At 67.4% G+C, this 17,194-nt stretch carries 16 protein-coding genes and 1 pseudogene; 11 read left to right on the top strand and 6 right to left on the bottom strand.

What is annotated here, in order from left to right:
- From ASE01_RS01000 to ASE01_RS00995, 3 genes and pseudogenes are all read left to right on the top strand, one after another.
- Positions 1-1,539 (top strand): annotated as a pseudogene (locus ASE01_RS01000) (AMP-binding protein); the annotation flags it as partial.
- A 1-nt stretch (position 1,540) separates the two neighbouring features.
- The coding region (locus tag ASE01_RS25140) for an AMP-binding enzyme (RefSeq protein ID WP_414858522.1) at positions 1,541-2,086 on the top strand (546 nt) is incomplete at its 5' end.
- Between the two features lie 37 nt (positions 2,087-2,123).
- Entirely contained in the window at positions 2,124-2,549 is a 426-nt protein-coding gene (locus tag ASE01_RS00995; RefSeq protein WP_056747904.1) for a PAS domain S-box protein, read from the top strand.
- 175 nt (positions 2,550-2,724) lie between these two features.
- Here ASE01_RS00995 and ASE01_RS00990 read toward each other — a convergent pair whose 3' ends face one another.
- Positions 2,725-2,964: a hypothetical protein gene (locus ASE01_RS00990; RefSeq protein WP_056747902.1), complete on the bottom strand. Its 240-nt coding sequence runs from the start codon at positions 2,962-2,964 to the stop codon at positions 2,725-2,727.
- Between the two features lie 192 nt (positions 2,965-3,156).
- Between ASE01_RS00990 and styD the strand changes: the two genes are divergently transcribed.
- Complete coding sequence (gene styD / locus ASE01_RS00985) at positions 3,157-4,623, top strand: phenylacetaldehyde dehydrogenase StyD (protein WP_056747900.1); 1,467 nt, start codon at positions 3,157-3,159, stop codon at positions 4,621-4,623.
- 69 nt (positions 4,624-4,692) lie between these two features.
- Here styD and ASE01_RS00980 read toward each other — a convergent pair whose 3' ends face one another.
- On the bottom strand, positions 4,693-5,652 hold the full coding sequence (locus ASE01_RS00980) for a helix-turn-helix domain-containing protein (RefSeq protein WP_056747898.1): 960 nt from the start codon (positions 5,650-5,652) through the stop codon (positions 4,693-4,695).
- Between the two features lie 149 nt (positions 5,653-5,801).
- On the opposite strand from ASE01_RS00980, the gene paaK reads away from it, so the two are divergent.
- Positions 5,802-7,106: a phenylacetate--CoA ligase PaaK gene (gene paaK / locus ASE01_RS00975; RefSeq protein WP_056747896.1), complete on the top strand. Its 1,305-nt coding sequence runs from the start codon at positions 5,802-5,804 to the stop codon at positions 7,104-7,106.
- Positions 7,107-7,292: 186 nt separating this feature from the next.
- Positions 7,293-8,819, top strand: a complete 1,527-nt coding sequence (locus ASE01_RS00970) for a GMC family oxidoreductase (protein WP_056747894.1) — start codon at positions 7,293-7,295, stop codon at positions 8,817-8,819.
- A 129-nt stretch (positions 8,820-8,948) separates the two neighbouring features.
- Here the strand turns inward: ASE01_RS00970 and ASE01_RS00965 are convergent, their stop codons facing one another.
- The 4 genes from ASE01_RS00965 to paaZ all read right to left on the bottom strand — a co-directional run bounded on the left by ASE01_RS00965 (position 8,949) and on the right by paaZ (position 13,231).
- The gene (locus ASE01_RS00965) at positions 8,949-10,037 is read right to left on the bottom strand and encodes a hypothetical protein (RefSeq protein WP_157537027.1); all 1,089 of its coding nucleotides are present in this window, start codon (positions 10,035-10,037) and stop codon (positions 8,949-8,951) included.
- A 121-nt stretch (positions 10,038-10,158) separates the two neighbouring features.
- Complete coding sequence (locus ASE01_RS00960; RefSeq protein WP_056747890.1) at positions 10,159-10,779, bottom strand: TetR/AcrR family transcriptional regulator; 621 nt, start codon at positions 10,777-10,779, stop codon at positions 10,159-10,161.
- 94 nt (positions 10,780-10,873) lie between these two features.
- Positions 10,874-11,173, bottom strand: a complete 300-nt coding sequence (locus ASE01_RS00955; protein WP_056747888.1) for an EthD family reductase — start codon at positions 11,171-11,173, stop codon at positions 10,874-10,876.
- A gap of 12 nt (positions 11,174-11,185) precedes the next feature.
- Entirely contained in the window at positions 11,186-13,231 is a 2,046-nt protein-coding gene (paaZ, locus tag ASE01_RS00950) for a phenylacetic acid degradation bifunctional protein PaaZ (RefSeq protein WP_056747887.1), read from the bottom strand.
- Positions 13,232-13,367: 136 nt separating this feature from the next.
- Here paaZ and paaA point away from each other — a divergent pair, with 136 nt between their 5' ends.
- Genes paaA through paaE form a run of 5 tightly spaced genes read left to right on the top strand, consistent with a single transcriptional unit; the run spans position 13,368 to position 17,168 of the window.
- A complete protein-coding gene (gene paaA, locus ASE01_RS00945; protein WP_056747885.1) occupies positions 13,368-14,318 on the top strand; it encodes a 1,2-phenylacetyl-CoA epoxidase subunit PaaA in 951 nt (316 codons plus the stop codon).
- Positions 14,315-14,611: a 1,2-phenylacetyl-CoA epoxidase subunit PaaB gene (gene paaB, locus ASE01_RS00940; protein ID WP_056747883.1), complete on the top strand. Its 297-nt coding sequence runs from the start codon at positions 14,315-14,317 to the stop codon at positions 14,609-14,611. The genes paaA and paaB overlap by 4 nt, the downstream gene beginning before the upstream one ends.
- A 16-nt stretch (positions 14,612-14,627) precedes the next feature.
- Positions 14,628-15,563 (top strand): 1,2-phenylacetyl-CoA epoxidase subunit PaaC, encoded by a 936-nt coding sequence (paaC, locus tag ASE01_RS00935; RefSeq protein ID WP_056747881.1) that lies wholly within the window; start codon positions 14,628-14,630, stop codon positions 15,561-15,563.
- Entirely contained in the window at positions 15,557-16,081 is a 525-nt protein-coding gene (paaD, locus tag ASE01_RS00930; protein ID WP_235535819.1) for a 1,2-phenylacetyl-CoA epoxidase subunit PaaD, read from the top strand. Before paaC ends, paaD begins: the two co-directional genes overlap by 7 nt.
- Position 16,082: 1 nt before the next feature.
- The gene (gene paaE / locus ASE01_RS00925) at positions 16,083-17,168 is read left to right on the top strand and encodes a 1,2-phenylacetyl-CoA epoxidase subunit PaaE (RefSeq protein ID WP_056747878.1); all 1,086 of its coding nucleotides are present in this window, start codon (positions 16,083-16,085) and stop codon (positions 17,166-17,168) included.
- Positions 17,169-17,194: the final 26 nt, after the last annotated feature.

The following is a 17,194-nucleotide window of genomic DNA, read 5'->3' as shown; positions in this document are numbered from 1 at the left end:
CGTCGAGGCCGGCCGCGGCGACAAGGTCGCGATCCACTGGGTCGGCGAACCGATCGACGACAAGCGCGACATCACCTACTCCGAGCTCAAGGACGAGGTCTCCCGCGCCGCGAACGCGCTGACCGACCTCGGTGTGCGCTCCGGCGACCGGGTCGCGATCTACATGCCGATGATCCCCGAGGCGATCGTCGCGATGCTGGCCTGCGCCCGGCTCGGCGCCCCGCACACCGTGGTGTTCGGTGGCTTCTCCTCCGAGGCCCTCGCCTCCCGCATCGACGACTGCGGGGCCAAGGTCGTCATTACCGCCGACGGCGGCTACCGCCGCGGCGCCCCCGCGGCACTGAAGCCCGCTGTCGACGAGGCCCGCACCAAGACCGACAAGGTGGAGAAGGTCCTGGTCGTACGTCGTACCGGCCAGGACCTCGGCGAGAACGGATGGGACGACGACGTCGACGTGTGGTGGCACGACGTGGTCGACACCGCCTCGGCCGAGCACACCCCCGAGGCGTTCGACGCCGAGCACCCGCTCTACGTCATGTACACCTCCGGCACGACCGGCAAGCCCAAGGGCATCCTGCACACCACCGGCGGCTACCTCACCGGCGCGGCCTACACCCACCACGCGATCTTCGACCTCAAGGCCGACACCGACGTCTACTGGTGCACCGCCGACATCGGCTGGGTCACCGGACACTCCTACATCGTCTACGGACCTCTGGCCAACGGCGCCACCCAGGTCGTCTACGAAGGCACACCCGACTCCCCCGAGCCCGGCCGCTGGTGGCAGATCATCGCCGACTACAAGGTCTCGCTGTTCTACACCGCACCCACCGCGATCCGCTCCTTCATGAAGCAGGGCAGCGAGGTCCCCGACTCCTTCGACATGTCCTCTCTGCGGATCCTCGGCTCGGTCGGCGAACCGATCAACCCCGAGGCCTACGTCTGGTACCGCCACGTGATCGGTGGGGACCGTACGCCGGTCGTGGACACCTGGTGGCAGACCGAGACCGGCTCGGTCCTCATCAACCCCGAGGCCTACGTCTGGTACCGCCACGTGATCGGTGGGGACCGTACGCCGGTCGTGGACACCTGGTGGCAGACCGAGACCGGCTCGGTCCTGATCTCCCCCCTGCCCGGAGTCACCGCGGGCAAGCCCGGCTCGGCGATGACCGCGATCCCCGGCATCGAGGCCGAGGTCGTCGACGACGAGGGCAAGCCCGTCCCCAACGGATCCGGTGGCTACCTCGTGATCACCTCGCCGTGGCCCTCCATGCTGCGCACCATCTGGGGCGACGACGAACGCTACGTCGACACCTACTGGTCCCGCTTCAAGGCAAATGACCAGAGGGGGGCCTACTACTTCGCCGGCGACGGCGCGAAGAAGGACACCGACGGCGACATCTGGGTCCTGGGCCGCGTCGACGACGTCATGAACGTCTCCGGCCACCGCCTCTCCACCACCGAGATCGAGTCCGCACTGGTCTCGCACCCCAAGGTCGCCGAGTCCGCCGTCGTGGGCGCCACCGACCCCGACACCGGNGACGACGAACGCTACGTCGACACCTACTGGTCCCGCTTCAAGGCAAATGATCAGAGGGGGGCCTACTACTTCGCCGGCGACGGCGCGAAGAAGGACACCGACGGCGACATCTGGGTCCTGGGGCGCGTCGACGACGTCATGAACGTCTCCGGCCACCGCCTCTCCACCACCGAGATCGAGTCCGCACTGGTCTCGCACCCCAAGGTCGCCGAGTCCGCCGTCGTGGGCGCCACCGACCCCGACACCGGCCAGGCCGTCGTCGCCTACGTCATCCTGCGCAACGAGTTCGAGGCAGCAGCGGCACAGGACAACGCAGGCATCGTCAAGGAGCTCTCCGACCACGTCCGCAAGGAGATCGGCCCGATCGCCAAGCCCCGCCAGATCATGATCGTCCCCGAGCTCCCCAAGACCCGCTCGGGCAAGATCATGCGCCGCCTGCTCCGCGACGTCGCCGAAGGCCGCACCGTCGGCGACACCCAGACCCTCGCCGATGCCTCGATCATGGACCTGATCTCCGGCGCCCAGGCCACCACCACCGAGGACTGAGCATGCGCCGCTTGGCCGAACGATCCAGGGAGAAACGATGACGACCAACGAGCCCCGCGTCTCGGCGATTGCCTCTGCGCTGTTCGGCATGGAGTCCGACGCGATCATCGCCACGGACAAGGCTGGTGCCATCACCTTGTGGAATCCGGGCGCTCAGCGCATCTTCGGATTCGCGGCGACCGAGGTCCTCGGTCAGTCGCTGGACGTCATCATTCCCGAGAAGCTCCGGGACGCCCACTGGAACGGGTATGTGAAGGTGATGACGACGGGCCAGAGCCGCTACGAGGCCGACCAGATGTTGAAGGTGCCCGCGCTGACGGCCGACGGTCGACGAATCTCGGTCGAGTTCACCCTCGCCGTCGTGCTTGACGAGAAGGGTGAGGTCGACGGGACCGTTGCGGTGCTGCGGGACGTGACAGCGGCGTTCGAGGAGATGCGGGAGCTGCGGCGAGCCGCTCGTTGACCGGTGACACCGCGAGGGTGCCGGAAGCCCTGCTTGGTCAGCGGGTGAACCATGTGACCGTGATTCCTGCCGCGCACCGCTGACAACGTGCGACGGTGCCTCCGCGGTGCCGGATCTCGACCATCAGTTTGGCCAGCTGGTCGCGGGTGGTCGTCGAGGTGTGCCACGTCATGGCTCAGCCCGCCATCTGCCGGGGGTAGCCCTGCAACGGCCCGGAATCCATCGCCTGCAACCGGTAGGCCGTCGATCGCAGTGACCGTGCGGCCTCCCGGTGGGCGTGGACGCTGGGCGGGCACGCGGCCCAATACGGGACACGGGCGGCTTCCAGTGCTGCGGCCTCGTCCTCGGCTCGGGCCAGGGCGTGGAGCTGTTGGCACAGCTGGGCGTTGGCAATGGTGGTCGGTGTGGTGTCCATGGCTGCCTCCGGCGATGGATCTGGTGTGAGCGATGACACAATCATTTTCCGACTAAGTATCTTAGAAGTCAATAGTTACGCGGTCCCATCATCGGGTCGCCGGTGGTCAAGGCGCGTGCGGGAGCGGGCAACTTCGCAAGGGGTAGTCGAGACATCGTCGTCCTCTACGCCAACCTCTGAAGGAGACCTGCCATGACGTTGACCGTTGAGCCCGCCACCGGGTTCACGACCGGCCTGTACATCGATGGAGCCTGGTCGAAGGCCGAAGAGTCCTTCGATGACACCAATCCCGCCACAGGTGAACTCCTGGTGAAGGTCGCCAGCGCCTCGGTCAGCGACGTCGATCGAGCCGTTGTCGCCGCGCGTCGAGCGCTGGAGGGCGCATGGGCGCAGACTCCCGGTGCGGCCCGAGGTGCGCTCCTGAACAGGCTCGCTGATCTGGTCGAACGTGACGCCGCCGAGCTCGCCCGCCTCGAGGCGCTCGATGTCGGGAAGCCGGTGGGTCAGCCCGGGATGCTCGACATCCCCAATGCCGTCGCGACGTTCCGCCACTTCGCTGGCTGGGCCGACAAGATCCAGGGGACGACGATCCCCACGGCCGGCTACCTCGGCATGGCCCCCACTCACTCCTACACAGTCCGGGAGCCGGTCGGCGTCATCGGGGCGATCGTCCCGTGGAACACCCCGCTGATGATCGCGGCGTGGAAGCTCGGCCCGGCGCTCGCCGCAGGCAACACCATCGTGGTCAAGCCCCCGGAGGACGCCCCGCTCTCGATCCTCCACCTGGGCGCGCTGATCGACGAGGCGGGCTTCCCCGCGGGGGTCGTCAACATCGTGCCCGGACTCGGGGAGATCGCTGGAGCCGCCCTGGTTGCGCACGCTGGAGTCGACAAGATCAGCTTCACGGGATCGCCGGAGGTCGGGCGTCAGATCCAGAAGTCGGCGGCCGACACCTTCAAGCGCGTCACCCTCGAGCTCGGTGGCAAGACGCCGCAGATTGTCTGCGAGGACGCAGACGTCGAGGCCGCCATCAATGGCATCGCCATGGGTCTGTTCTTCAACCAGGGCGAGGTCTGTGCCGCCGGTACCCGCATCTTGGTTCACCGATCGCACTACGACACGGTCGTCGAGGCGCTGGCGCAGGCCGCCGACGCACAGGTGCTGGGTGATCCGTTCGACGAGTCCACCACGATGGGCGCGTTGATCAACGCCGAGCAGCTCCAGCGGGTGCTGGGCTATATCGAGAAGGGCACGGCGGAGGGGGCTCGTCTGGTCGCCGGAGGCACCAGTCCCGACATCCCGGGATTCTTCGTGCGTCCGACGATCTTCGCCGACGTCGACAACGCATCGACCATCGCTCAGGAGGAGATCTTCGGTCCCGTCGGTGCCGTCATCCCGTTCGACACCGTCGAGGAGGCCATCGAGATCGCCAATGCCACTGAGTACGGCCTGGCGGCGACGATCTGGACGCAGAACGTGTCTCTCGCGCACACCCTTGCCAGCAAGGTCCGCGCGGGCGCGGTGTGGGTCAACGGCTGGGCGGCGATCGATCCCGCTCTCCCGTGGGGCGGGATGAAGTCCAGTGGCATCGGGCGTGAGCTCGGCTGGGCCGGCATCGTCGCCAACACGGAGGAGAAGGTCGTCACGATCGTTCTCTGACGCGAGCACCAAGGGCGGGCATCCGGGGGTGATGTCCGCCCCTGGTGCATTCGTGCGCCGGGTCTGGGTTCAGAGGGCGAACGATGCCTTGCGGAATTCGCGCGGGGACACCCCGTAGGTCGATCGGAAGAGGCGGGAGAAGTGCGCGGCGTCGGGGAAGCCCCACCGGCAGCCGATCTGCGCGATGGAGAGGTGCTCGCAGGTGCGGTCGACCAGGTCGCGTCGGCATCGCTCGAGCCGTCGGGTCCGGATGAGGGTGGACACGGACATGCCCTCGGTGGCGAAGACCTTCTGCAGGTAGCGCACGGAGACGAAATGTGCGTCTGCGACGGACTTCGAGGTGAGGCTCGGGTCGGGGAGACGCTCGTCGACGAAGGTGCGGACCTTCGCCACCAATGCCCGGTGTGACGCGGGGGAGTCTGGCTCGAGGGGCCGGTCGAGCTGCTGGGCGAAGGCCGCGGTGACCAGGTCGACCACGGCGTCGCCAAGATGGGTGGCGATGACGGGACGGCTGGCATTCAGCTCGGCGCCGATGCCCTTCATCAAGGGCGCGATGAGTGCGCCCAGGCCGTTGTCGCCCGCCAGCCGCACGGCCGTCATCGCCGCCATCTGCTGGGCGGGCAGGCGTACGAGTGCTCGAGGGAACATGGCGACGGTCATCCGGAAGTCGTCGCTGAAGGTGATCCGATACGGCCGGGAGGTGTCGTAGATCGCAAGGTCGCCGGGACGGAGCCGTGCCTGGCGATCGTCCTGCTCGATGAGGGACGTGCCGCTCACCTGCAGGCCGAACTTGTAGAGCTCCGGGTCGTCGGATCGAATCAGTCGAGGGGTCCTCTCGACCAGGGCGTGGGAGGCCGACACCTCGGCGAGCATGACCGAGCCCAACATGGCCGAGTCGACCTCGCCGCTGAAGCCGGTGGCGTCGTCGGCGCACCGAGCGCGAAGCGGCACGAAGGTGTGGCAGATCTGGTCCTCCCACGCCTCGAAGCCGTGCTCGGTCCGGCCTGTCTCCACCGCCGTCGGCGTCATGCTGAACCTCCTGTGGGTGACTCGCGTCACACCGTACCCACCGAATGTTCGGTCGGTCAAGTTCCGTGCGGCAGCGGTCAACTTTCGAACCGCGGGCAGAGGCACGCTGGCCCGGCAGCGAGACCGACAGCCAGGAATGAGTGGTGACCATGGACGACCTCCGCCCCCGACCGGACGAGCTCGAGCCGATCGAGACGGCCTCGATGGACGAGCTGCGAGGCCTCCAGCTCGATCGATTGCGCACCTCAGTCCAGCACGCCTACGACAACGTCGCGCACTACAGGGACTCGTTCGATGCTGCCGGAGTCCACCCCGATGACGTGAAGTCGCTGGACGACCTGTCCAAGCTCCCGTTCACCGTGAAGTCGGACCTGCGCGACAACTACCCCTTCGGGATGTTCGCGGTCCCCCGTGTGGAGGTCAGCCGCATCCACGCCTCCTCGGGGACGACGGGGCGACCCACTGTCGTGGGGTACACCCGCGACGACCTGGAGACCTGGGCGACGGTGATGGCGCGCAGTATCCGTGCGGCGGGTGGCCGGCGCGGGCACATCTTGCACAACGCCTACGGGTACGGACTCTTCACCGGCGGCCTCGGTGCGCATGCCGGAGCCGAACGGCTCGGCTGCACGGTGGTCCCGGTCTCGGGTGGCATGACCGAGCGGCAGGTTCAGCTGATCCAGGACTTCCGGCCGGACATCATCATGGTCACGCCGTCGTACATGCTCTCCGTCATCGACGAGATGGAGCGTCAGGGCATCGACCCGCGCTCGACCTCCCTCAAGGTCGGCATCTTCGGGGCGGAGCCGTGGACCAACGACATGCGCCATGAGATGGAGGAGCGGCTGGACATGCACGCAGTGGACATCTACGGACTGTCCGAGATCATCGGCCCCGGTGTGGCCAGCGAGTGTGTCGAGACCAAGGACGGACTGACCGTCTGGGAGGACCACTTCTTCCCCGAGGTCGTCGACTCGGTCACCCTGCAGCCCGTCGCCGACGGAGAGGAGGGCGAGCTCGTCTTCACGTCCCTGACCAAGCAGGCGATGCCGATCATCCGCTACCGCACCCGTGACCTCACGCGACTGCTCCCCGGGACAGCCCGCACGATGAGGCGAATCGAGAAGATCACCGGTCGTACCGACGACATGATGATCCTGCGGGGCGTCAACCTCTTTCCAACCCAGATCGAGGAGCTCATCCTCCAGGTTCGAGAGTTGTCTCCTCACTTCCAGTGCGTGCTCTCACGGTCGGGAAACCTCGACGAGCTGACAGTGCTGGTCGAGCACCGCGAGGGGGTGGAAGGCGCCGGAGCTGTGGGCGGAGCGGAGCTCCAGCGGTTGGTGAAGAACAGGATCGGCGTCACGGTTGGAGTAGACGTCGTCACGCCCGGCGGCATCGAGCGCTCGGTCGGGAAGATGCGGCGCATCGTGGACAACCGACCCCAGCGCTGACGGCATCACCATCATGACCTCGACGGACTCCGGTCTGCCGGGGTCGTGGTGCTGTCTGATCACGGCCGATCGAGCTGCGCCGTGCGTGCGTACGAGGGCAAGTGCTGTTCGTCCGACGCCAACTTCGGGCGTGACGCCCGCCACAGACTGGCGGGGACACGAAACCGAGCCAGCAAGGAACCGCTCATGAACCAGCACGCCGCAGAACCAATGACCGAGTACCTCATCGTCGGAGCCGGCTCCTCGGGGAGCGCCCTCGCCCGGCGACTTCTCGACGCAGGCCGCACCGTCCACGTCCTAGAGGCAGGCCCCGTCGACACGGCCGACGAGATCCACTCGCCCCAAGGGTGGCCGATGCTTCTCGCGGGCGAGCAGGACTGGGCAGTCATGACCGTCCCCCAGGAGCACGCCGACAACCGGCAACTCTTCTGGCCCCGGGGAAAGGTCCTCGGCGGCAGCAGCTCCCTCAACGGCATGATCTACATGCGCGGGCACAGCTCCGACTACGACGGCTGGGCGGCGCAGGGCTGCACCGGCTGGGCCTGGGACGACGTACGACCGCTCTTCCTGCGCTCGGAGGACCATCTGGCGGGATCGGGCGAGCACCACGCCACCGGCGGCCCGCTCCCGGTCAGCCCGATCACCAAGCCCCACCCGACGGCGCAGGCCTTCGTCGAGGCCGGTGTGGCCGCCGGGCACAAGCGCAATGACGACTTCAACGGAGTCGACATGCGGGGAATCGGCTTCAACGAGATGACCGTGCGCGACGGACGCCGGATGAGTGCCTGGCAGAGCTTCGTCGCGCCGGTGCTGGACAACCCCCGTCTCCGTGTCACGACGAGCGCCATCATCGACCGGGTCATCGTGGAGGAGGGCCGGGCGGTGGGCGTCGAGTACCTAGTCGACGGCGAGCGCCGCGTGGCACGAGCGGCGATGGAGGTCGTCCTGTCGGCCGGGACGATCGGTTCACCTGCGATCCTGCTTCGCAGCGGCATCGGCCCCTCGAGCCACCTCGCCGAGGTCGGCATCGCCCCCGTGGTCGACCTGCCGGGAGTCGGGGAGAACTTGCATGACCACCCACTGATCTCCGTGGTCTACGAGTCGACCAACCCGCTCCCTGCGGGCGAGAACAACTTGCTGGAGGCGCAGTTCTACGCCGACAGCACAGGCTGGACTGGGGAGGCTCCCGATCTGCAGCCGCTGTTCCTGCATCTGGTTTATCCCGCCGACGGTTACGAGATGCCGGAGCACGGCTACACGATCGCCGCGGGGATCGTCGCACCGAGGTCGCGTGGCACGCTCCGTCTCGCGTCGTCCGACCCGTTGGTCCAGCCCCTGGTCGATCCGAACATCCTCGCTGACCCCTACGACCTCGAAGCACTCTGTGACGCCATCGAGATGAGCAGGGAGATCGGTCGACAGGCAGCGCTGGACGACTGGTGTGAGCGCGAGGTCGCGCCCGGTCCGGAGGCGACGACGCGGGAGGACATCAGGGCCTTCGCGCGCCGGTCGGTCGGCACGTATCACCACCAGGTGGGCACCTGCCGGATGGGCGTCGACGACCTGGCCGTGGTGGACCCACAGTTGCGGGTGCGGGGCGTGGAGGGCCTTCGTGTGGTGGACGCATCGATCATGCCCGTCGTGCCGTCGTGCAACACCAATGCACCGGCGATCATGGTCGGGGAGAAGGCGGCGGACTTGATGCTTCGTTGAGATCGCTAGTTGAGCGGGTCCGACAACCTTGGGCCTGCTCAACGCTCAGCAGGAGGCAAGGAATCGAACGGGCAAGACCCGAGATTCGGGCCAGATCGACGCTTCTTGGAAGGGCTATCGGACTTTGAGTCAGCGATTCGCAAGGGGTCCGAAGACGCCGCTGGGCTGAGGATCTTCAGTCGGAGGGGACTCCTGTCGGAGGTACGCTTCAAGCACGACCCTGCCGTTGGACGAGATGAACTGCTGCCGTTCAGCTTCGTTCTCGATTTGTTGCGCGTAGGAGAACATCATCTTCAGGGCAACGGCGAGATCGGTGTTTCGTTGCCTGTTTCGATCCCTGACCCGGGATCTCCTGAGAAGTACGCCAGCAAGGGTGCCCAGTGCCAGGGCGGCGGTGACGTGGATGCTGACGAGTTGGAGCTCTGTGAAACTGGGCCCACGCGAAGTCGCCAGTCGAACGTAGTGTGCGATGAGTGGAAGCAGAGAAATGGCCGCTGCCCCAATCACAACGCCCACGCCGATCTTCCAAGTCTGATTGGCTTCTGTCTGGCTGGCTGCCGCCTCCGACTCGAAGTGACTCGATGCCTGCGCGTTCGTCGTCTGGGTCATGAAGGATCGCAGCTGGGTCGACTGAGCCTTGATTCTTGCCTCGATCTCGTCCCATTCGGTCTGTAACTCCTCCCCGCGAGCTTGGGTGCGGAGGGCGAGATCTGCGATGACTCTTGCGTCCTGTTGTGCCGAACTGACCAGTCGAGCCCAACCTTCCGGGGCAATCGGCCCGGGCCAAGGAAGAGGAGAGGAAAACAGGTTGGTAAGACCGACCACATCATTGGCCTGCGCGAACTGCAGAAGCTGGCTCATCGGATCGATGACTTGAACTCCTTGGACGGCGGCGAGTTGGGCGATCTCGATCGCGTCAGTCCGTAGAGCGGGGTCGTTCATCATATTGGGGACCACATAGCCCGCGGCTTGAGGAAGCCCAGCCTGAACGGCACCGCGGGCATACGGCACTGCAGCTCGCCAACCTGGCTCACCCTGCTGATGGAGGAACCAGGCCATCAGCATCTGAGCCAACGGGTCCCCCGCATCTGCAGAGGGCTGAATGGTTTGTTTCGCCGGCTCCTGTTGTCCGCCATTCCATTGTTGGACTGCGGACACGGCAGTTTGTGGGCTCAGCGAGAAGCCGGGCGTCTGGGGAGGGATGGAGTCATCCTGCACTGGTCGATTATCGTCAATGCCGAAGCTGCAGGTGCTGAATTGCTGCGAACAGTTAGTGCGAGGTCTGCGATCTGCGGTTCAGGCCGCAGCGCCCCAGTCCAGATTGTCGGACGCTCATTCTTCAGCGGGTTCGAATGCCGTCTAGCACGATCGAGCACACCTGGTCGGCCAGTTCGGCCGGCTTGGTGTGCCGCTCGGGTCGGTACCACTCACGCACGGAGTTGCTCATCCCGAACAGGAGCCGAGCCGTCGTACGCGCGTCGATGTCGGCGCGGACCGTGCCCTCGGCGATGGCGTCCTCGACGACGCCGGCGACGAACTTGTCGTAGGCGCGTCGCTGCTCGAGCGCCCAGCGCTCGGTCTCGGTGTTGCCGTGGACGTTGAGGAGGAGCTTCACGTAGGGAAGCCGCTCGGCCATGATCTCGAGGTTGCGGCGCACCAGGTGGGTCAACCGGTCGATGGCCGGGCCGGTCAGCGCAGCGTCGTCCGCAGTGCTGGCCATCAGCGGGTCGAGTGCGCGGTCGAGCCCGAGGCGGAGCAGCTGCTCCTTGCTGTCGATGTGGTGGAAGATCGACGACTTCGACAGGCCGGACGCCTCGGAGAGGTGGGCGAAACTCGTGCCGTCGTACCCGCGCTCGGTGAAGACGCGCACGGCGACATCGAGGAGGCGGTCGAGGTTGTAGATCGGTCGGGCCTCGCCGGACGGCAGGGTGCGTCCGCTCCTTGCCACTCGCTCGCTCATTCCTTCATCGTCCCACGACCGGGACGGACGACATGACTGGAAACCCCGCCCGAGCGCCCAGGCAGGTAGGCGCCCGGGCGGGGAGATGAGGTGTTCAGCTGTCGCTGAGCTCGCCGATGAACATCACCCGGCCGGCAGGCAGGGTGTCGGCGTCCTTGGCGACAGCCCCCATCTCGGGCGATCCCATGGCGGCCTTGAAAGCCGCCTCGTCCTCGAAGTCGAGCTCGGCGACGAGGTAGGGAGCAGTGCCCGGGCCGGCGACCTTCGGCTTGGAGAAAGTGGTCGCCTGCAGGCCGGGGATGCCGGAGCACAGTGGGACGTGCTGGCCGAAGTACTGCTCGTCGAAGGCGGCGGGGTCGGCAGGGGTCTCGTACTGGACGGTGAGTCGGAACATGGGGATCTTCCTTCAGCTCTCGGTGGTGGGCCAGGTCTTGGCGACGAGCGTCAGCACGTCGTAGGTGGCGACGGGTGCGTCGTCCTGGTTGGTGACGACGGCATCCCAACGGACCTCGCCGTAGTCGGCGGAGGTGCGCGGGGTGATCTGCTTGACGGTCAGCGTGACCTGGATCGAGTCCTCGGCCTTGACGGGGGTGAGGAAGCGCAGGTTGTCGACGCCGAAGTTGGCGAGGACCGGGCCCGGGTTGGGCTCGACGAAGAGGCCGGCCGCCAGGGACACGACGAGGTAGCCGTGAGCGACGATCCCGCCGAAGAGCGGGCTCGCGGCCGCCGCCTCTGGGTCGGTGTGGGCGTAGAAGGTGTCGCCGGTGAACTCCGCGAAGTGGTCGATGTCGGCCAGGCTCACCGTGCGCCGCTCCGAGACGATGCTGTCCCCGATCCCGAGCTCGGCGAGGCTCTTGCGGAACGGGTGGATCGCGTCGTCGTTGCGACGCGCTCCTGCCGTCCACCGGCCGGTGATGGCGGTGAGCATGTCAGGGGACGCCTGGATCGCCGTGCGCTGCATGTGGTGCAGGACGCCTCGGATTCCTCCTAGCTCCTCGCCGCCGCCGGCGCGGCCGGGGCCGCCGTGGACGAGGACCGGAAGCGGGCTGCCGTGACCGGTGGACTCGGCGGCGTCGTCGCGGTCAAGGACCAGGACGCGACCGTGCCACGGGGCGAGGCCCAGTGTGACCTGGCGGGCGATGTCGGGGTCGTGGGTGACGAGGGAGGCCGCGAGGCTCCCCTTGCCGCGGGCCGCGAGCTCGATGGCCTCGGCAGTGGTGCTGTAGGTGAGCACGGTGCTGACCGGTCCGAACGGCTCGACGTCGTGCGGCTCCGTCGCGCCGGGCCTGGCGCGCAGCAGGACGGGGGAGAGGAATGCGCCGGACTCGGCGTCCGCGCCGACCACGTCGACCGAGTCGGGGTCGCCGTACACGACCTCGGCGCTGGAGCGTAGTGCCTCGATCGCCTTGCGAACCTCGTCACGCTGGGCGACGCTCGCCAGGGCGCCCATCCGGACCGATTCGTCGGCCGGGTTGCCGACGACGATCTTGGCGAGTCTGGCGCTGATGGCCTCCACGACCGCGTCGGCGATGCCCTCGGGGACGATGGCGCGGCGGATGGCGGTGCACTTCTGACCCGCCTTGACCGTCATCTCGGAGACCACACCCTTGACGAACAAGTCGAACTCGGGGGCGTCCGTGGTCACGTCGGTGCCGAGGATCGAGCAGTTCAGCGAGTCCGCCTCGACGCCCAGGTGAACGCCACGACGAAGCACGGAGGGGTGGTTGCGAAGGATTTCGGCGGTGTGCGCCGACCCTGTGAAGGCCACGGAGTCCTGCTCGCTGAGCTCGTCGAGCAGAGTCCCGGCGCTGCCGCTGATGAGTTGGAGCGTGCCCTCCGGGAGGATGCCGGACTCGACGATGCGGCGAACGACGGCCTCGGTGAGGTAGGCGGTCTGGCTCGCCGGCTTCACGATGCTCGGCAATCCGGCCAGGAAGGCGGGAGCGAACTTCTCGAGCATCCCCCACACCGGGAAGTTGAAGGCGTTGATCTGGACGGCGGCGCCGGTGCGCGAGGTGTAGACGTGCTGCCCCACGAAGGTGCCGCCCTTGCTCAGCTGCTCCAGGTTGCCGTCGAGCACGACCGTGTCGTTGGGCAGCTCACGCGAGCCCTTGCTGGCGTAGGAGAACATCGTTCCGATGCCACCGTCGATGTCGACCATCGAGTCGCGCCGGGTCGCGCCCGTGCGGGCGGACAGGGCGTAGAACTCGTCCTTGAACTTGCCGAGGTGCTTGGCCAGCGCCTTCAGCAGGCTGGCACGCTCGTGGAAGGTCAGCTCGCGGAGGGCGGGACCACCCACCTGGTGGGCGTGGGCCACCATCGCGGCGAAGTCCAGCCCGCGGCTGGAGATCCGGGTGACCTCCTCGCCGGTGACGGCGTCGAGGACGGTCTCGCCCTCGTCCGGTGCGGCGTACCAGTTGCCCGCCACATAGCTCTCGAGCAGTGCACTCACGTGAGGCCCCTTTCGACGTGTCGGTGCGCATTGGCTCCGAGAGCCGCACGACCGAACATTCGGTTTGTCATTCGGATGATGAGGTGTAATGTACCGACCGAATATTCGGTTTGTCGACCCCGTCCCTGGAGGCGCCATGACATCGGCAGTTGCTGGACCCGAGCTCGAAGCCCATTTCACCGCGACGATCGAGCACGCGGACCGGATCGAGCCCCGGGACTGGATGCCCGATGGCTATCGCAGGACGTTGGTGCGACAGGTGGCCCAGCACGCGCACTCCGAGATCATCGGCATGCAGCCGGAGGGTGCCTGGATCGGCCGGGCGCCGTCGCTGCGGCGCAAGGCGATCCTCCTGGCCAAGGTCCAGGACGAGGCTGGGCACGGCCTGTACCTGTACTCCGCCGCGGAGACGCTGGGGGTGAGTCGGAACGAGCTGACCGAGATGCTGATCTCGGGCAAGCAGAAGTACTCCTCGATCTTCAACTACCCCACGCTGTCGTACACCGACGTCGGCACCATCGGCTGGTTGGTCGACGGTGCGGCGATCTGCAACCAGGTCCCGCTCTGCCGGACCTCGTTCGGTCCCTACGGCCGGGCCATGATCCGCATCTGCAAGGAGGAGTCGTTCCACCAGCGTCAGGGCTTCGAGCTGCTCATGACGATGATGCGCGGCACCGACGAGCAGCGGGCGATGGTGCAGGAGTCGGTCGACCGGTTCTGGTGGCCGGCGCTGATGATGTTCGGCCCCCCGGACGAGGACTCGACCAACACCGAGCAATCGATGGAGTGGGGGATCAAGACCCACACCAACGACGAGCTGCGGCAGCGCTTCGTCGACATGTCCGTCCCCCAGGCCAAGGCGCTCGGGGTCACGCTGCCCGACCCGGACCTGGTCTGGAACGAAGAGCGCGGTCAGCACGACTTCGGACAGCCTGACTGGGACGAGTTCTGGTCCGTGGTCAAGGGTGACGGCCCCTGCAACGCCCAGCGCATCGCCCACCGCAAGCAGGCCTGGGACGAGGGTGCCTGGGTCCGAGAGGCCGCGACAGCCTTCGCCGCGGCCGCAGACGAGGAGAAGACCGCATGAGCAACAACATCCGAGGTGAGTGGCCCCTCTACGAGGTCTTCGTTCGCGGTAAGCGGGGCCTGAACCACGTCCACGTCGGCTCGCTCCACGCCTCCGACGACCAACTCGCCCTGCGCCACGCCCGCGACGTCTACACGCGCCGCAACGAGGGAGTCAGCATCTGGGTCGTCCGGTCGACCGACGTCACGGCGTCGAGCCCGGACGAGAAGGACCCGCTGTTCGCGCCGAGCGGCGACAAGGTCTACCGGCACCCGACTTTCTACGACATTCCCGACAACGTTCCTCACATGTGAAGGGAGGCGAACAGCGATGGCCGAAGTGCACACTCATGAAGCCGACGACCACGAGAGCGCCTACGCGGGTCTCCTGGTCAACGACGCCCACTGGGCGTTCGGCACTGACTTCGAGGACCCGCTGGCGGGGGTCGACACCACGGTGCCCGAGGGCATCGAGCCGGCGACGCTCGCGGCGTACTGCCTGATGCTGGGGGACGACGCGCTCGTCCTGTCCCAGCGCCTGTCCGAGTGGTGCAGTCGTGCACCCGACCTCGAGGAGGACATCGCGCTGGCCAACATCGCGCTCGACCTCCTCGGCCAGGCTCGACTCCTCCTTGCCCGGGCCGCCAAGGCTGACCCGTCGATCGTGCCAGCGTTGCCGGACGGCTCGCCGGTTCCTGACGAGGACCGACTGGCGTTCTTCCGCGACGACCTGCAGTTCCGCAACGTGCGGCTGGCCGAGGTGCCCAACGGTGACTTCGCCCAGACCATCGTGCGCGTCTTGCTGTTCTCCAGTTGGCGCCTCGCGGTCTTCGAGCGCCTGGTCCGCAGCCGCGACTCCGTCCTGGCAGCGGTCGCCGCAAAGGGAATCAAGGAGATGGCCTACCACCGCGACTTCGCGGCGCGCTGGTTCCTGACCTTGGCGCGAGGGACCGAGGAGTCGCGCCGTCGGCTCGTCGCGGGCCTCGATCAGCTCTGGCCGCTGTGGCCCGAGCTCTTCGAGACCCACGCCCTGGAGCGCGAGGCTGCCGAGGCCGGCGTGGCTGTCGAACCCTTCGAGGTCTCCGCGGAGGTGCAGGTCGTTCTCGCGCAGGTCTTCGCCGCGAGCGGCATCGACCGTCCCGAGCGTGGTGCCCTTGCCGGCATTCAGGGCAAGAAGGGGCGGGACGGACGGCACACCGAGGCCTTCAGCCTGCTGGTGGCTGAGCTGCAGGTCGTGGCACGCGCGCACCCTCGGGGCCAGTGGTGATCGCCGTGCTGCACCGCGAGGAGGTGCTGCAACGGGCATGGTCTGCGGCATCATCCGTCGTGGACCCCGAGCTGCCGATGCTGACCCTCCTCGACCTCGGCGTCCTGCGCGATGTCGAGGTCGCCGAGGACGGCGCCGTGGTCGCCGCCATCACACCGACGTACTCGGGATGCCCGGCCATGGCGACCATGAGGGATGACCTCCTCCGCAGCCTCCAGGCTGCGGGCTTCTCGGACGCCCGGGTGCGCGTCGCCCTGGAGCCGGCCTGGACCACGGACTGGATCACGCCAACCGGACGGTCCGCCCTGGCCGCCGCCGGAATCTCGCCTCCCGGCGCGGCACCTCGTCGGAGCGGGCCGGTGGCACTCAGTCTCGCTCCGATCCGACGAGCGATCCGTTGCCCCCAGTGCGCGTCCGAGGACGTGGCGCTGACCTCGGAGTTCGGATCGACCGCCTGCAAGGCCCACTACCGCTGCCTGGCCTGCCTCGAGCCGTTCGACCACGTGAAGGAGATCTGACGTGACCGCCACACTGACTGCGGACCCGGCTGCCCGGACTGCGTTCCATGCCCTGACCGTGACCCGCGTCGACGAGCTGACCGACGACTCCGCCGCCGTCACCTTCGACATCCCGACCGAGCTCCGCGATCTCTTCGACTTCGCTGCCGGACAGGCGCTGACGCTGCGCCGCGTCATCGACGGGGTCGAGCACCGTCGCTCCTACTCCATCTGCTCGCCGGCTGGCACCGCACCTCGCATCGGTGTCCGTGAGATCCCGGAGGGCCTGTTCTCGAGCTGGCTCGTTCGCGAGGTCCGCCCGGGCGACCGGATCGAGGTGCAGCCCCCGAGTGGGAGCTTCCGCGCCAACCCGGCGGAGGGCGGGCGGCATCTGTGCATCGCCGCAGGGTCGGGCATCACCCCGATGCTCTCGATCGCCTCGACGGTTCTCAGCCATCCCGAGTCCCACGTGACGCTCCTCTACGGCAACCGGACCACCAACTCGGTGATGTTCGCCGAAGAGCTGGCTGACCTGAAGGACGGGCACCACCACCAGCTCGACCTCGTCCACGTGCTGTCGCGGGAGCCGCGTGACGTCGAGTTGTTTACCGGCCGGCTCGACCGCGATCGCCTCCGGGACCTGCTGACGCTTCTCGTGCCGGCCGGGGACATGGACCACGTGTGGCTGTGCGGGCCCTTCGGCATGCTGACCGAGGCCCGCGAGGTGCTCGCCGAGATCGGGGTCCCGGCCGAACGGGTGCACTTCGAGCTCTTCTACGTCGACGAGCCGCCGCCGGAGTTGCGTCACGCGGATCGCGTGGTCGACGGAGTCACCTCCGAGGTCACTGTTGTCCTCGATGGACGTTCCACGACGACTGCCATGGAGCGGGACAAGACCATTCTCGACTCCGCGCAGGAGAGTAGGAGCGACCTCCCGTTCGCTTGCAAGGGAGGAGTCTGTGGCACCTGCCGCGCCAAGGTGTGCGACGGCGAGGTGGACATGGTCCGCAACTACGCACTCGAGCCCAACGAGGTCGCGCAGAACTTCATCCTCACCTGCCAGACCTTCCCCGTGAGCGACCAGGTCACCGTCGACTTCGACGCCTGACGGCTACCCGGCACCCGCGCCGGCAG

The sequence above is a fragment of the Nocardioides sp. Root190 genome (assembly GCF_001428565.1).
In the GTDB taxonomy this organism is placed as follows: Bacteria; Actinomycetota; Actinomycetes; order Propionibacteriales; family Nocardioidaceae; genus Nocardioides.
This window is presented reverse-complemented; position numbering and strand designations above follow the sequence as displayed.

Excerpts from the sequence above, each read along its gene's own strand:
- ASE01_RS00980 (WP_056747898.1), bottom strand. The coding sequence starts at position 5,652 with ATGACGCCGACGGCGGTGGAGACAGGCCGGACCGAGCACGGCTTCGAG.
- ASE01_RS00960 (WP_056747890.1), bottom strand. The coding sequence starts at position 10,779 with ATGAGCGAGCGAGTGGCAAGGAGCGGACGCACCCTGCCGTCCGGCGAG.
- ASE01_RS00970 (WP_056747894.1), top strand. The coding sequence starts at position 7,293 with ATGAACCAGCACGCCGCAGAACCAATGACCGAGTACCTCATCGTCGGA.
- ASE01_RS00990 (WP_056747902.1), bottom strand. The coding sequence starts at position 2,964 with ATGGACACCACACCGACCACCATTGCCAACGCCCAGCTGTGCCAACAG.
- paaC (WP_056747881.1), top strand. The coding sequence starts at position 14,628 with ATGGCCGAAGTGCACACTCATGAAGCCGACGACCACGAGAGCGCCTAC.
- paaB (WP_056747883.1), top strand. The coding sequence starts at position 14,315 with ATGAGCAACAACATCCGAGGTGAGTGGCCCCTCTACGAGGTCTTCGTT.
- paaK (WP_056747896.1), top strand. The coding sequence starts at position 5,802 with ATGGACGACCTCCGCCCCCGACCGGACGAGCTCGAGCCGATCGAGACG.
- paaA (WP_056747885.1), top strand. The coding sequence starts at position 13,368 with ATGACATCGGCAGTTGCTGGACCCGAGCTCGAAGCCCATTTCACCGCG.
- styD (WP_056747900.1), top strand. The coding sequence starts at position 3,157 with ATGACGTTGACCGTTGAGCCCGCCACCGGGTTCACGACCGGCCTGTAC.
- ASE01_RS00955 (WP_056747888.1), bottom strand. The coding sequence starts at position 11,173 with ATGTTCCGACTCACCGTCCAGTACGAGACCCCTGCCGACCCCGCCGCC.
- ASE01_RS00995 (WP_056747904.1), top strand. The coding sequence starts at position 2,124 with ATGACGACCAACGAGCCCCGCGTCTCGGCGATTGCCTCTGCGCTGTTC.